At 66.0% G+C, this 14449-nt stretch carries 14 protein-coding genes; 6 read left to right on the top strand and 8 right to left on the bottom strand.

Annotation, left to right across the window (positions count from 1 at the left end; translation table 11 throughout):
- Nucleotide 1: 1 nt before the first annotated feature.
- From ACUXH0_RS06630 to ACUXH0_RS06615, 4 genes are all read right to left on the bottom strand, one after another.
- Nucleotides 2–499, bottom strand: coding sequence for a flavodoxin family protein (locus ACUXH0_RS06630; RefSeq protein ID WP_012430274.1), 498 nt, complete (start codon nt 497–499; stop codon nt 2–4).
- Nucleotides 500–506: 7 nt separating this feature from the next.
- Nucleotides 507–1319, bottom strand: a complete 813-nt coding sequence (locus tag ACUXH0_RS06625) for a TOBE domain-containing protein (protein WP_012430273.1) — start codon at nt 1317–1319, stop codon at nt 507–509.
- Between the two features lie 58 nt (nt 1320–1377).
- The gene (locus ACUXH0_RS06620; RefSeq protein WP_012430272.1) at nt 1378–1881 is read right to left on the bottom strand and encodes a DUF6622 family protein; all 504 of its coding nucleotides are present in this window, start codon (nt 1879–1881) and stop codon (nt 1378–1380) included.
- Between the two features lie 123 nt (nt 1882–2004).
- Entirely contained in the window at nt 2005–4755 is a 2751-nt protein-coding gene (locus ACUXH0_RS06615) for a sensor domain-containing protein (protein ID WP_012430271.1), read from the bottom strand.
- Nucleotides 4756–5469: 714 nt separating this feature from the next.
- On the opposite strand from ACUXH0_RS06615, the gene ACUXH0_RS06610 reads away from it, so the two are divergent.
- The 4 genes from ACUXH0_RS06610 to ACUXH0_RS06595 all read left to right on the top strand — a co-directional run bounded on the left by ACUXH0_RS06610 (nt 5470) and on the right by ACUXH0_RS06595 (nt 7825).
- Entirely contained in the window at nt 5470–5832 is a 363-nt protein-coding gene (locus ACUXH0_RS06610) for a hypothetical protein (RefSeq protein WP_012430270.1), read from the top strand.
- On the top strand, nt 5829–6260 hold the full coding sequence (locus tag ACUXH0_RS06605) for a hypothetical protein (protein ID WP_012430269.1): 432 nt from the start codon (nt 5829–5831) through the stop codon (nt 6258–6260). Before ACUXH0_RS06610 ends, ACUXH0_RS06605 begins: the two co-directional genes overlap by 4 nt.
- Before the next feature lie 52 nt (nt 6261–6312).
- On the top strand, nt 6313–7230 hold the full coding sequence (locus ACUXH0_RS06600; protein WP_004627447.1) for a helix-turn-helix transcriptional regulator: 918 nt from the start codon (nt 6313–6315) through the stop codon (nt 7228–7230).
- A 154-nt stretch (nt 7231–7384) separates the two neighbouring features.
- Complete coding sequence (locus ACUXH0_RS06595; RefSeq protein WP_012430268.1) at nt 7385–7825, top strand: universal stress protein; 441 nt, start codon at nt 7385–7387, stop codon at nt 7823–7825.
- A gap of 61 nt (nt 7826–7886) precedes the next feature.
- Here ACUXH0_RS06595 and ACUXH0_RS06590 read toward each other — a convergent pair whose 3' ends face one another.
- The 3 genes from ACUXH0_RS06590 to ACUXH0_RS06580 form a co-directional block, all read right to left on the bottom strand.
- Nucleotides 7887–8459, bottom strand: coding sequence for a Spy/CpxP family protein refolding chaperone (locus ACUXH0_RS06590; RefSeq protein WP_012430267.1), 573 nt, complete (start codon nt 8457–8459; stop codon nt 7887–7889).
- Nucleotides 8460–8564: 105 nt separating this feature from the next.
- Nucleotides 8565–9224 (bottom strand): response regulator, encoded by a 660-nt coding sequence (locus tag ACUXH0_RS06585; protein WP_004627453.1) that lies wholly within the window; start codon nt 9222–9224, stop codon nt 8565–8567.
- Nucleotides 9208–10764, bottom strand: coding sequence for an ATP-binding protein (locus ACUXH0_RS06580; protein ID WP_012430266.1), 1557 nt, complete (start codon nt 10762–10764; stop codon nt 9208–9210). The genes ACUXH0_RS06585 and ACUXH0_RS06580 overlap by 17 nt, the downstream gene beginning before the upstream one ends.
- A 260-nt stretch (nt 10765–11024) precedes the next feature.
- Between ACUXH0_RS06580 and ACUXH0_RS06575 the strand changes: the two genes are divergently transcribed.
- Together ACUXH0_RS06575 and ACUXH0_RS06570 are read left to right on the top strand one after the other, a co-directional pair.
- Nucleotides 11025–11804 carry an AraC family transcriptional regulator gene (locus tag ACUXH0_RS06575; RefSeq protein ID WP_015855709.1) on the top strand — a complete coding sequence of 260 codons (780 nt, stop codon included), beginning with the start codon at nt 11025–11027 and terminating at the stop codon, nt 11802–11804.
- A 92-nt stretch (nt 11805–11896) separates the two neighbouring features.
- Complete coding sequence (locus ACUXH0_RS06570; RefSeq protein ID WP_012430264.1) at nt 11897–12814, top strand: DMT family transporter; 918 nt, start codon at nt 11897–11899, stop codon at nt 12812–12814.
- Here the strand turns inward: ACUXH0_RS06570 and ACUXH0_RS06565 are convergent.
- The gene (locus ACUXH0_RS06565) at nt 12811–14391 is read right to left on the bottom strand and encodes a TerC family protein (protein WP_004627460.1); all 1581 of its coding nucleotides are present in this window, start codon (nt 14389–14391) and stop codon (nt 12811–12813) included. The genes ACUXH0_RS06570 and ACUXH0_RS06565 overlap by 4 nt on opposite strands.
- Between the last annotated feature and the right edge of the window lie 58 nt (nt 14392–14449).

Below are 14449 nucleotides of genomic sequence, written 5' to 3'. Positions count from 1 at the left end.
GTCAGAACACGCCCAACGCGAGCCCCGTTGCCAAGGCCTGCCCGAGGGCACGGCAGCGCTCCAGATCCTCTGCGCCAATCTGCTTTGGCGCCAGGATGGCCTCGGGCGTCTGCGCATGCGTGCAGACGATGATCGGCTCGGCCACGGGCTTGAGCCGCCAGCCGGTGGCAATGCGTTCAATCTGACGCACCGCATTCTGGCCATCGCTGCCCGCGCAGATCAAGCACGCGTATGGACGACCGTTGATGCGGTCGAGCGCAGGGTAATAGCAGCGATCGAAGAAATCCTTGAGCTGGCCGCTGATGGCGGCGAGGTTTTCGGGTGTCGCGAAGAGATAGCCGTCTGCGGCGAGCACATCGTCGGGACCCGCCTGCGCGGCGTGCAGCAAGCGCACAGTCACGCCGCCCTCTTCTGCCGCGCCGGCCTGCGCGGCCTCGGCCATCTGGCGCGTGCCGCCCGTCATCGAGTGGTAGACGATCAGCAGGGTTTTCGGCGTCATGAGGGCGTCAGGCCAATCCCAGGATCACGCTCGACGCCTCGAACACCGCCACGGCTTCCACGCCTTCAGCCAGCGCCAGCGTTTGAACCGCCGTGCGCGAGAGCATGGCCACCAGCACGGTTTCCGCCGCCGACGGGTCGCTTACATCCAGCAGGCGCAGCCGCACTTCGGCCTGCACCGCACCATCGCGGATTTCCGTGACCACGCACGGCAATTGGTTTTCTGCCGAGACGCGCCACTCGCCGGCGCCGCGCATCAGCATCACGGCAGGCGCCTTGATGAGCGCGACGGCCTGCACACCCGGCGCCAGCCCCAGCACGCGCGTGCTCTCCTGGGTGATGGTGGCAGCGACAGCCTGCCCGCCGGGCAGGCGCAGCGTCACCACATCGTTGACGGCGCCCGGCGCGACCGATTCGACCGTGCCGAACAGCGTATTGCGCGCGCTCGTGCGCAACATGAGGCGGCGCAGCAGGTGGACGTCTTCACTGGCGGCCTGCGCGGCCGCATCCAGGCGCTCGACAAAGCGGCGGTGCTCGGCTTCCAGCACGCGAAAGCTCTCGATCAGCCGTTGCGCACGCGGCGTCAGCACACTGCCGCCACCACCCTTGCCGCCCGTGGTGCGCACCACCAACGGCTCGCCGGCCAGGTTGTTCATGGTGTCGATGGCGTCCCAGGCGGCCTTGTAGGAAAGGCCCACGGCTTTGGCGCCTGCCGTGATGGAGCCGGTCTGCCCGATGGCAGCCAACAGTTCGATCCGGCCACGCCCGCCCCAGTTGTCTTCACCGGCGCGCAGCCAGATGGTGCCATCGAGTTCCAGCATGTCGTCCCGTCTTGAATGGAGATTGCAACATGCCGGATGTTAACGCCGATTTGCTGGTTCAAGCCGCCGCCAGGCGCGGCGTACGCACATGCAGCAGCACCGAGCGCGAGAGCAGCAGCCCGCCCAGGAAGCCGAACAGCGCACTGAACAGCGCCGTGAAGCTGCCGGAGTGCGAGACTTCCGGGCGAATCGCCAGCATCACGTTGTAGGCATAGCGGGCGGCGAACAGGCCCACGATCACGACCATCTGCACCCAGCTGCCCGGCACACGCACAGTGCGGGCCGTTTCAGAGACGGCGCCGTTGGGCGGCGACATATACGTCACCAGGAACGCCACGACAACCGCGACCAGCCACATCGTGAGCGCAAGCGGGCTGCCATGGCTTGCCATCGACACGCCGTAAAGCGAATACGCGGCCACCACGAGCGGCAGCACGATCAGGCGGCGGCGCGACACGATGCGGGGCTGCATCTGACGCACCCCAATGGCAATCAGCACCGCAAACACGACGAACACCCAGGCGGGCGTATGCGAGACGATGGAGGCGATCGATTCGACCATGGCGGTCTCCCTGTTGGAATGACGCCAGCGTAGGTGCCGGCCCCCCGCACGCGGGAGCGGATTGCGACGAACGGCAGAAACGCCGGTGTGAACGGTGGGAAAAGCGCGATTCGGGTCGGGCGGTCAGCCCAGCGCGGCGCGCACGCCGGCATCCACAACCGACAGGTGCGCCCGCAGCAAACGGTCGAAACCTTCGGCCGTGACCGGCTTACCGATGTAGTAACCCTGGATTTCCTGGCAGCCCGCCTTGGCGAGGAACTCCACCTGGTCTGCGTCTTCCACGCCCTCGGCTGTGACCGTCATGCCCAGGGCGCGGGCCATGGCGACGATGGCCTCGGTCAGCGCCACCGAATCCGGGTCGTGCGGAATGCCGGTGATGAACGAGCGGTCGATCTTCACGTTGCTGATCGGGAAGCGCTGCAGATACGACAGCGATGAATATCCGGTACCGAAATCGTCGATGGAGATCCGGATGCCCTGCGCGGTGAGCGCATCGAACATGGGGCGGACTTCATCCGCACCACCCATCAGCAGGCTTTCGGTAATTTCGACTTCGAGCGCGGTGGGCGGCAGGCCAGAGTCGGCCAGCGTCTGCTCGATCATCGGCACCACATCGCCGGCCTGGAACTGGCGCGCCGACAGGTTGACCGCCATGCGGAAGTCGTAGCCCAGTGCTTCGTACCAGATCACGGCCTGCTCGCAGGCACGGCGCAGGACCCATGCGCCAATCGGCACGATCAGCCCCGTCTCTTCCGCCACCGGAATGAACTCCACCGGCGAGATCGCTCCGAGCTTGGCGCTGTTCCAGCGCAGCAGCGCCTCGGCGCCAACGATGCGATGGCTGGCCAGGTCGTACTTGGGTTGATAGACGAGCTGCAGCTCGTTGTTCTCGCGCGCGTCACGCAGCGCGTTTTCCAGCATGTAGCGACGTTGCAGGCGGGCGTTCAGTTCAGCCGTGTAGAACTGTGCACGGTTACGGCCGTTCTGCTTGGCCCGGTACATGGCGGCGTCAGCCGAACGTAGCAGGTCGGAACCCGAAATGCCGTCGTGCGGATACAGCGCCACGCCAATCGACACGCCCAGGTAATACCGCCCGTTGACGGTATCGAACGGCTCGCGCATGGCCTGCAGCAAGCGCTCAGCCAGCAAGGCAATCCGCTTTCCCTCGACACGCTGGTCGATGAGGATGACGAACTCGTCGCCGCCCAGACGGGCGATCACGTCGCCGGGGCCGATGCAGTCGGTCAGGCGTGCGGCCGCGCTCTGCAGCAGCGTGTCGCCGCAGGCATGGCCCGCGGTGTCGTTCACGCTCTTGAAGCGGTCAAGGTCGAGGAAGAAGAGCGCCAGTTCGCGGCTCTCGTCGCGCGCGCTCTCAATGGCGCTTTCCAGGTGCGCGATGAAGAAGCTGCGGTTGGTCAGCCCCGTGAGCGCGTCGTGCGCGGCCAGATGGCGCAGGCGCTGCTCGGCGCGCTTGATGTCGGTGATATCGGCAAACGACAGCATCACGCTGCTAGGCGTGGGCTCGGCGTGACGACGGATCGGAATGATGTTCTGCCGCACCCACATCAGTTCGCCCGTCTTGAGCAACAGCCCGTAGACGCGGCCGAAGATGGGCTCGCCAGTGCGCAGCACCTGCCCGGACGGCATCATGGTCGAACCGATTTCCTTGCCGTATTCGTCCACCACGCGTTGAATCGGGTCGAGCCGGTTACGCCCGACAAGCTGCCCCGGGCGGACGCGCAAGATTCGCTCGGCGCTGGCGTTGGCGGCCTGCACCACACCGTCCGGCGATATGATGACGACGCCTTCGTGCAGGTTCGAAATCGCCAGCCGGTAGCGCTCTTCGCTTTCGGCCAGACCACGTTCGACGTTGTCTTTCTGGATGGCAACGCCCGCCAGGTGCGTGACGTCGTCAAGGAAATGCTGTTCTTCTTCCACGGGCATGCACGGCTGTCGATAGAACAGCGCGAGCACACCAAGCTTGTCCCCGCGCGATGAACGGATCGGCAACGCCCAGGCGGAAGCAAAACCCGCCGCCAGTGCTGCCGTGCGCTCCCGCTGCCAGCGCGGGTCGGTCGCAATGCTGTCGATGAACACGGTGTCGCCCAGGTACATGGCACAACCGCATGCGCCCGCCTCGGGACCGACAGGCGAGTTTTCCAGCGTGGCGGCATAGGCCGCAGGCAACGTGGGTGCAGCGGCCACACGCAGGGTCTGCGAGCCTGCATCCAGCAACAACAGCGCCGACATGGCATTCGGGTAGACCTGCTCGACGTACAGGCACAGGTGGCGCAGCACGGTCGACAGTGTCGCGTTGGAGGCAAGTTGCGCAAGCACGGCATTCTCCGAAGCGAGCAGGCGGCGCGCATGCAGCGCCTCGGCGCGCGCCTGAACGGCGTGTCGCTCCAACGCATGGCGCGACACGGCTTCGCGCAGCACGAGCATGACGGCGGGCTGGCCTTCGTGCTCGCACGCGGCGGCTTCGCTGGCAACCAGAACATGCGTGTAGTCGGCACGCACGAGACGGTGCTCGACGGGCTGGGCAGACACGCCGCTGCTCACCATGCCCGCCAGGCGCGGCACCACCTGGGCAACGTCATCGGGATGAATCAGGCCGGCGAGTTGCAGGCCTGCCAATTGCGCTGGATCCTGCGCGCCCAGCAGACGGGCAGCGGCCGGGTTGGCTTGCACCAGGCGCCCATCCACGGTCAGCAATACCGCGTCGGACGACAGCCGCGACAGCGCGTCGAAATCGGTATTACGCCCTTCGGCCATCGCCCCGGCCGTAACCGCCACCGGACGTTGGGCGGCCTCGGGGCTGGGCGCAACGTCTGCAGGAGAGGCTCCGGCCTGAGCCGGAAGGAACTGGGTCATGGGCAATGCGATGGCGTGAGCGATAACGGCAACAGCGACGGCAATGAGAAAGCGAGTCGCGAGACTACACGTGTCTCGACCCTAACCACAACGGCGCGCTGATGGAAAACTGAAGGGTGTCGCCTGCGATACCCCTGACGCGCATGTGGTGGCCACCCTACGTTTGCATTGCCCAAGAAAAAACCCGCGCTCAGTTGACGAGGCGCGGGTTGAAATCTCTGGACCGTGTCGATCTGTTCCAGAGAGGAGAACCGACCCATGGGGCAATCGACGCAGTAACGCGTTGCATCGCCATGTTGTAAATCATAGTGGCCCCCTTGGAAAAACAAAGGGCGGAAAAGACCGGGTATTCCATCCCATTTTCATTTCCGCCGACCCCTTTGTTTTGGCACTGCACGAACCCCGTTGCTGCTTATCCCGCCTGCTTGCATCATCGGCATGTGCGAACTCATGTGCGGCCCGTTTCGCGATACAAAGGACGCCGGAGAATATCCCCCCGACTTATTAGTTGGTCGCTACATGGGTGAGAATGTTCCGACCTGCCCGATTATGTCGTTCACGTGAAGTCGCTTTGCGCAGGCAAAATCACGCGAGAGTGACCCATGAGGCAGATTGCCGCGTCAAGTTCGCGCGCGGCGTGCCGTTATTGATCGAAAGAGCGCGTCTGCCCCGTGACCTAGCAGGCGCAATTTGGATGCCCGTGCCTGGACTGTCATGCCGTCTCTGTCCTCCCCCAATCGATCGCTTTCACGGCGCACCACGCGGTTGCTGATTGCCGTGAGCGTGCTGGCCGCACTGGTTGCGTTGCCGCGCGCGCACGCTTCCACGCCGCCTGCGGCTGCGGCAGTGGCCGCCCCAATTCCGGCCGCTAAGACCCAGAAGGCCACTACCGTTGCCTCTACGGCCCCGACCTGCCAAGCGATCATGCAGCGCCTGTCGGGCAGTCTGGCCGCCACGCCCAGCACGGCCGACAAGCCCGGTACCGTGATGATTGACGTCGACAAGGCGGGCGTGATGATGGCCTGCAGCCACTCCGACTCGATTGCCATCCCCGTACCGGGCGGCAAGCCCCGATGACACCCTTCGCCTTCGCGCACCGAGTCATGGCGGGCATGCTGGCAGCGCTGGCGGCGCTGTCCATGCCGGTGGCCGGCGCGGAGCGCTGGATCCCGCTGCCCAATCAGCCGGACAGCTACGCGTCGCTCGACGTCAGCAGCATCCAGCGCATGCCCAGTGGCCCAGTCAGCGCATGGGTGCGTGTGGAAGCGTCGAACCGCGCGGGCATGCGTTCGCTGCAGCGCATGTTCGGCGCCTTTCGCGGCGATATGGCCGATTTCTTGTACACCGTCGATTGCCGCAGCCGGCAGTTTTCGGTCTCGCAAGCCAAGCTGTACCAGGGCGCGCTGACCGTCAGCGAAAGGCAACTCGCCAACGACGCCGGCTGGCAACGCGTGGATGGCATCGGCCTGGCGGGCGAAGTCGCGCGCCAACTCTGCGGCGGATAGCACCCCGACGCGTTGCGTCGCATCGCGGTGCCATCGTTGGTAACATCGACGCGTGCGCCGCGCCCCCACGTCCCCATCGACCCAACCTGCTGATCCTCGCGTAACCGCAGACGCGAGCGTCTTCGGCACGCTTGCACGCGGCTCGCGCGCATCGCTCGAGCGCGTCACCAACCTGGGCGATGGCGTGACCGCCGCCATCTGGCGCAACGAGCACGACGAGGCCCGCTACATCCAGCCCGGGCACCACACGCTGTCGGTCTATCTGCAAGGCGGCTACACGACGCACCGGCAAGATCTGCCGCACCTGTTCGGCGCGCCGGGCCGCGTGTGCATGCTGCCGGCCGAACACCAGTCGAGCTGGGTGATCGAGCAACCGATGCGCTTCGTTCATCTGTATTTCGCGCCCGACGCGCTGGCCGGGCACGCCGTGCGTCTGCTCGACGCGGAGCCTCGCCTGTTCACGCTGCACGACCGCACCTTCATCGAAGACGCGCATCTCGCACAAGCCTGCGCGAACATCGCCCAGCTCGATTGGACCGACCTGGACGACCGCATGCGCGCCAACGCGCTGGCCAACGACACGCTGTCGTATCTGGTCCAGACACAGGGCCGCACGCGGGCGCTCGCCGTGCGTGGCGGGTTGGCGCCGCACGTGTGCCGGCGCATTGCCACGCGCATCGATGCCGAACTGCATCTGCCCCTGTCGCTCGGACAACTGGCGGCAGAAGCAAATCTGTCGGAATTCCATTTCGCGCGGATGTTTCGCGCGTCGTTCGGGGCCGCGCCGCATGAGTGGGTGATGCAGCAACGCATGGCGCGTGCACAAATGCTGCTGCGCACCACCACCCTTGCGCTGGCGACGATTGCCGAGCGCTGCGGCTTTGCCAGCCCGAGCCATTTCAGCCGGCGATTTGCACTCCAGCTTGGCGCGTCGCCATCACGCTACCGGCAGGCCTGGCAACGGGGGTAGGCCGCAAGCTGCCACGTCAATATCCGAACGTCCGTGCACCGCGATCGACCGGTCGTCATATCGGCCGAAATGCTGTGCTGCACTAGCGTTTTCCACGATAGAGGCGCATTGGCCGGCGCAGTAACGTGGAGATGGGTTCCCCATGGAGACCGCCATGTTTACCCATATCCTCCTGCCGACCGACGGCTCCGAGCAGTGCCGCAAGGCCATCGACGGCGCACTCGAGCTGGCGCGAGCCACCGGCTGCCGCCTCACCGCCTATACGTGCATTGAAGAATTTCCCAACATGGCCTATTCGGCAGGCGTGGGGGAGTGTCCGCATGCGTACTACATGGAAACGGTGCAGGGCTACGCCAAAGACTGCATCGAGCGCATTGCAGAGCGGGCGCGAGAAGAAGGCGTGCAGTTCGACAGCGATGTGTCGCAGTTTGCCGAGCCTTACCTGGGCATTCTTGACGCGGCCGAGCGGCACGCGTGCGACGTCATCTTCATGGCATCGCACGGGCATCGCAGCCTGATGGGGCGACTGTTGATCGGCAACGAGACGCGCAAGGTCCTGACCTACGCGCACGTGCCAGTGGTGGTCTACCGCTAGGAATCCGTTCACGGGCCGCTCGCCGCCGACCGAGAGCGGTTCCAACGCTGATCGCGCTTTATTACATCGCAGCCAGTTCCGGCGGCGGAGCACTTTCGTCATATTCAAGTGGGCGTTCGGCAACACGCCGGGCCTCACGATCGGCAACCTGCTTGCGCTGCTCAGGGGTGAGCACCTGCATGACCTTGGCGCCGGCCTGCGCACGCAGTTGCGCTTCGCGGGCCACGGCGCGGCCCAGCGATTCGGTCAGACCGCGTGCCCGCGCTTCGTCGTATTGGCCCGATGCCACCATCTGATGCAGATCGCGGCGGGCATGCTCGATGGCCTTGTGCTGCTCGCGTGCTTCCGGCATCTGCGCATATTCGATGGCGAAGATCTTGTCGCGCTGCGCTTCAGTCAGGGTGAGGCCGCGCAGGAAAGGCGCGCCACCATGATGCGGGCCCATGGCGTGCGGACCGCCTGGGCCGAACGCGGGGCCCGGCCCTCGCCCCACCATGCCGGGGCCGTGCGGCGGCACTGGCTGCATCGGCGAGAGCGGAGCCGCGCCCGGTGCGGCAGTCTGGGCCACCGCGGCACATGAGAAAACAAGCCCGGCAACAACGGCGACCAGGCGGCGGGAAGTCACAGCGATCATGATGAGGCTCCTGATGAGATCGTCGGCCGGACACGCCAGCCTTGTGCTCACTGTAGCCATCGACACTGCACCGAAGGTGTGCAAACAGAGGAGTTTTCTTGAACCTCAGGCGTCGAGCCGGTAACCCACGCCATAGACGGAATGGATCATCTCGGTGCCCGGGCTCACCTGCTCCATCTTGCGGCGCAGATTCTTGATGTGCGTATCGACCGTGCGGTCGGTCACGATGCGGTGGTCGTCGTAGATCTGCTCAAGCAGATTCGAGCGTGAGAGGATGCGCCCCGGTGCGCCCGCAAGCGCGGCCAGCAGGCGAAATTCCACCGGCGTGAGGTCGAGGCGCTGGCCGCGCAGCGTGGCGGCATAGGCAGCAGCATCGATGTGCAACGCGCTCTCCGGCACGCCGCCACCGCGCTGTACGCGCCGCAGGATGGTCTTGATGCGCGCCACCAGTTCGCGCGGGCTGAAGGGCTTGCAGACGTAGTCGTCGGCGCCCAGCTCAAGGCCGAGCAGGCGGTCGATTTCTTCCACGCGCGCCGTCACCATGACGATGGGCACCTCGCTGAAGGCGCGCACCTCCCGGCAGATCTCCAGGCCGTCCTTGCCGGGCAGCATGAGGTCGAGCAGCACGAGTTCGGGTGCCGTCTCGCGAATGCGCTGCGCTGCGTGCGTGCCATCGGCCAGCCACTCGGTCTCGTAGTGGGCGGCGCGCAGATAGTCGGTCATCAATGCAGCCAGCTTGGGTTCGTCTTCAATGATCAGAATCATGGTCGGCTAGCGGATCAAGCACATCAAGAACAGGCAGGCGGATGGCGATCCACAGCCCGCCCAACGGCGAATGTCTGGCTTCAATGGTGCCGCCGTGTGCAGCAACGATGGTCTGGCACAGGCTCAATCCGAGGCCCGCCCCGCCTTGTGCCCGGCTGCGCGAGGCATCCACCCGGAACAGGCGATCGAAGATGCGCGGCAGCATCGTTTCGGGCACGCCCGGCGCGCTGTCCTGCACGTCGATCTGCTGCCAGTCATCTTCCTGATGGACATGCACGCGCAGCGTGCCGCCGGCATCGGTATAGCGCAGGGTGTTTTCCAGCAGGTTCTGCATGACCTGCCGCAGGCGCTGCGCATCGCCTTTGACCATCGTGGCATGCGACGGCGCTGCCGACACATCCAGCTGCAGCGCAATGCCCTTTTCCATCAGGCGTGGCGTGAAGCCTTGCACGGCGCCGCACACGGTATCGGCCAGGTCGAGCGGCTCCATGTGGAAAGCAAGCGCCCCCACATCGGCCAGCGAGAGTTCGTACAAGTCGTCGATGAGCTTGCTGAGCGTCGACACCTCGGCCTGCAATGACGCGAGCGAGGTGGCCGTCAACGGGCGCACGCCGTCTTCCAGTGCTTCCAGTTCGCCGCGCAGCACGGCCAGGGGCGTGCGCAGCTCGTGCGAGATATCGGCCGTGAGCTGACGGCGCATCTTCTGGTTGGCCTCCAGCGACGCGGCAAGGTGGTTGAAATCCGCCGCGAGCCCGCCAAGTTCATCGCGCGAATGCACGTCGACACGAGTGGCGTAGTCGCCGTCGGCCATGCGGCGCGCGGCATCCGTCAGCCGGCGCATCGGGGCCAGCAGACCGCGTGCGAGCAGCACCGCCATGAACGCCGCCAGCAGGACCGACAGCCCCGCGATGATCCACGTGGCGCGCAACTGCTGCACCTGGAATGCCTGGTCGGCGCCTTCGGGCACCCGTACGCGCGGCGGCATGGCCAGCCAGCCGACGGTCTGGCCGTTGTGGTGCAGTTCCTGCCATCGCGCGTTTGGGCCCAGCGGCAGCCCGTCGCCAATGATGACGTTGCGCTGGGCATCAAACAGCCAGATCGGCGAGTGCGGCATCGGCGGCTCGTCGGCCGGGTGCGGCGGCATGCTGCCTGCGGGAGGCGGGCCGGGCGGCGGCGGCATGTCTCTGTCCATGCCACGGTCGGCGCCGGGTGGGAGCGGCTCGAAGCGATGGCCCGGTGGCAGGTCGAAGCGGTCGCCGCCCATGCCGTTGGCGCGGGCCCGGGCGCCTTCGCGGCGCAGCAGGCGGAACCACGCCATGCGATCGTCGCGCAGGAAATCCCAGCCGCCGTGCTGCGTGTAGGCGGCCTCCACGCTTTGCGCGAGCACGGTCATGCGCTCGGATTCGCGCGCGTTCACGTAGTCGAGAAAGTTGGCGTCAAACCGCCAGCGCACCGCCGTGCCCATGGCGAGCGCAACAAAGATGCTCAGCATGAACAACGCAACGAACAGCTTGGGGGTGATACCGAAAGACGGTCGCATGGATCAGTCAGGGACGGTCGGGCGCCGTTGGCGGTCGCGATTCCCGCGCTGCCCGGCTGCAGGCACGGCGTGATCTTACCGGGCGCATTGCCGCAGAAAGCCGCAGCATACCAACCGCCTGTGGGCAAAAAATGAGCGAAATGCGAAGAAAGCGTATGCTGCGGCCACGCTGCACCCACAGATTCGCGTATTCCCCTCACAAGGAACCGCCTTTGCCCAACCGGCCGGCCAACCTCGCGTTTTCAATGCATCGCTGCGCCATGCGCGGTGTGGAAGCCGTCGCCGCAGATTCCGGTCACACCTTCCCGCGCCACACGCATGGCCAGTTTGGCATCGGCATCGTTGATCGCGGGGCGCAGAAATCATTCAGCGGACGCGGCACCGTAGAAGCCGGCGCGGGTGACGTCATCACCGTCAATCCGCTTGAAGTGCACGATGGCACACCCATCGGCGATGCCGGGCGCGCGTGGCGCATGCTTTACCTCGACCCGGGCGTGGTCGCCGACTTGGCGACGGATCTGCACCCCGGCCACGACGGCGACGCTGAGTTTGACCGCCCGGTCATCCGCGACTCCAATCTCGCACCGCGCGTCCGTCTGCTGTTTGCGCAGATGACGATGCCCGCCACCCGAAACGACTCGCTGCTGCGCGAGCAACTGCTGCTGTCCGTACTGGCGGCGGCGCTGCATCCCGCGAACCGGACGACCGGCAAACATGGCGATGCAGCACCCGATGCCATCCGGCTCGCCCGCACCCGCATCGATGATGACCCGGCCGCGGCCATCTCCCTGCTCGACCTCGCGCACGAGACCGGCCTGAGCCGCTTCCAGGTATTGCGCGGCTTTGCCCGCGTCACGGGCCTCACGCCCCACGCCTATCAGGTGCAGCGTCGCGTGGCCCTGGCGCGTCGGCTGATCGCCCAAGGCCAGCCGTTGGCGGAAGTGGCGGCCGCCTGCGGCTTTGCCGATCAAAGCCACATGACGCGGCAGTTCGTGCGCAAGTACGGCGTATCGCCGGGCATGGTGGCGGCGGCACGCTAGCCGCATCTGCCGCCCCTCCCCCCTGCAATTTCGTTCAAGACGCACGCATCGCGTGGGCCCATCCTGCGGCTTCCACACACGCGGGATGCGATATGTCAAAACTGTCCAATCGACTCGAAGGCTGCCTCTACCTTGCGCTGGCCATGGTGCTGGTGGGCAGCACCGTGGCCGCCAGCAAGATCATCGCGGCGGGCTTGCCGCCCTTTACGGCGACAGCGTTGCGCTTTGCGATGGCGCTGCCGATGTTCCTCGTCATCATGCGCATGACCCGCACGCGCTGGCCCGTGCTTGCACGCCGCGATTGGGTACTGCTCTTCCTGCAGGCAGCCGCCGGCAGCGTGGGCTATACGACGCTGCTCATTTCGGGCCTGCGGCACACGTCAGCGGCAGATGCAGGCGTCATCGTCGGCACGCTGCCGGTCATGTCGGCGCTCATCGCGATCGTGCTGCTGGGCGAACGACCCGGCCGCGCGGTGCTGGGGGCGATTGGGCTGGCCACCGCCGGCGTGTTGGCCATCGCCCTGCAGCCGCGCGGCGACGCGACACATCCGCTGCTCGGCAACCTGCTGGTGATGGGCGCCGTGGTGTGCGAGGGGCTCTTCATCCTGCTCAACAAGCGGCTGCGCACGCCGGTGCCGCCGCTTGCGCTGTCGGCATTGATGAGTGCGTTCGGTTTGCTGACGGCGCTGGTGCCCGCGCTGTGGGAAGCGCCTTGGCAGTTGCACGCATCGGTGCAGACAACGCACGCGCTGATGGCGGTGGCCTACTACGCCATCGTGCCGACAGTCGGTGGTTTCATGCTCTGGTATACCGGGGCTGCGCGCGTCAGCGGTGCGGAGGCATCGCTGTTCACCGCGCTGGCACCCGTGGCAGCCGTGCTGTTCGCAGCAACGCTGCTCGGCGAGGCCGTCAGCACGCGTCAGGTAGGCGGCATTGCGTGCGTGCTGGCAGGTGTGCTCAGCCTTGGTTTGGCGCGCGCACCAAGGCCGCTTTCATCGACGACGTCTTAGGCTTCCGCCTCGGGTGCCGTCACATCTTCCATGCGCTCGATGCGCACGCGCACGATGCGGCGGCTGCCGGCTTCGAGGATCTGGAAACGCAGATCGTGGCGCACCAGCGTGTCGCCCACTTCAGGCAGGCGGTCCCATTGGTTGAAAAGATAGCCGCCCAGGCTCGTGGCGCCGCCGCCTTCGTCAAGCAGCCACTCGACGTGCAGCACGTCTTCGAGCTGGCGCAGGTCCGCCTCGCCGGCGACTTCCCAGCAGCCATCGCTGACTTCCACTACGCCAAGGCGTTCGTCTTCATCGGGGAATTCACCCGCAATGGCTTCGAGCACGTCGATGGGCGTCACCACACCTTGCACCACGTCCAGCGGATCGGTCACCACCAGCATGCGCCCGCGCGCACGCTTGAGCTGATCCATCAGGCGCAGGATGCCGATGTTGTCGGACACCTTGAGCGCGGGCTTCACGCTGCGGTCCACGTCGATGGAGCCGCGCGTGTCGAGATCGCCCATCAGGTCTTTGGCGCGCGCCACGCCCAGCAGGTCATCCAGCCCGCCGCGGCACACCGGAAACTGGTTGTGCGGCACCGCCAGCAGCAACTTGCGCGTGACGGCCACGTCGGCATCCAGATCCACCCACGAAATATCGTGGCGCGGCGTCATGATCGAGCGCACCGAGCGCTCGGCCAGGTCGAGCACGCCGCTGACCATGCTGCGCTCTTCCGGACGGAACACGGTCTCGGGCACGGACTGGCCAGCCGCGTGCGAAACCGCTTCGTGCGATTCGGACTCCGCCGGCGCGCCACGGCGGTCGCCCAACAGGCTCAGCACCGCATCGGCGGTGCGCTCGCGCAGCGGGCGGCGGCGCTCGTAGCGCACGGTATTGCGCTGGGCCATCTGGTTGAAGAACTCGATCAGGATCGAGAAACCGATGGCCGCATATAGATAGCCCTTGGGAATATGAAAGCCCAGGCCCTCGGCCACCAGCGAGAAGCCGATCATCAGCAGGAAGCTCAGGCACAGCACCACCACCGTGCGATGCGCGTTGACGAACTCCGTCAGCGGGCGCGAGGCAAACAGCATGGCGCCCATGGCGACCACCACGGCCGCCATCATCACCGGCAGGTCGTTGACCATGCCCACGGCAGTGATGACGGAGTCGATGGAGAACACCGCATCGAGAATCACCACCTGCACAATGACATTCCAGAACTTGCCGTGGCCGCTGCCATGGCTTTCGTCTTGCGGCTGGCCGTCCAGGCGTTCGTGCAGTTCGGACGTGGCCTTGAACAGCAGGAAGAAGCCGCCCAGCAGCAGGATGATCGATCGGCCCGACAGATCGACCGGCCCAAGCGTGAGCAACGGCCTGGTGAGCCCGATCAGCCAAGACATGGCGGCCAGCAGCACCATGCGCATCAGCAAGGCCAGCCCCAGCCCGATCACGCGGGCGCGGTCGCGCAGCGCCGGCGGCAGCTTGTTGACCAGGATGGCGATGAAAACGAGGTTGTCGATGCCGAGAACGATCTCGAGCACCACCAGGGTAAACAGGCCAATCCAGACGGACGGGTCAGCAAGCCAGGTCATAGCGGGAAGTAGAAGACAGCAGAAAGACGATCCGCCGATGATAACCGCAGCGCAAGCA

The organism is Ralstonia sp. 110700041-2 (assembly GCF_056280165.1).
The sequence above is the reverse complement of the archived record's forward strand: the minus strand, read 5'-3'. Positions and strand labels throughout refer to the sequence as shown.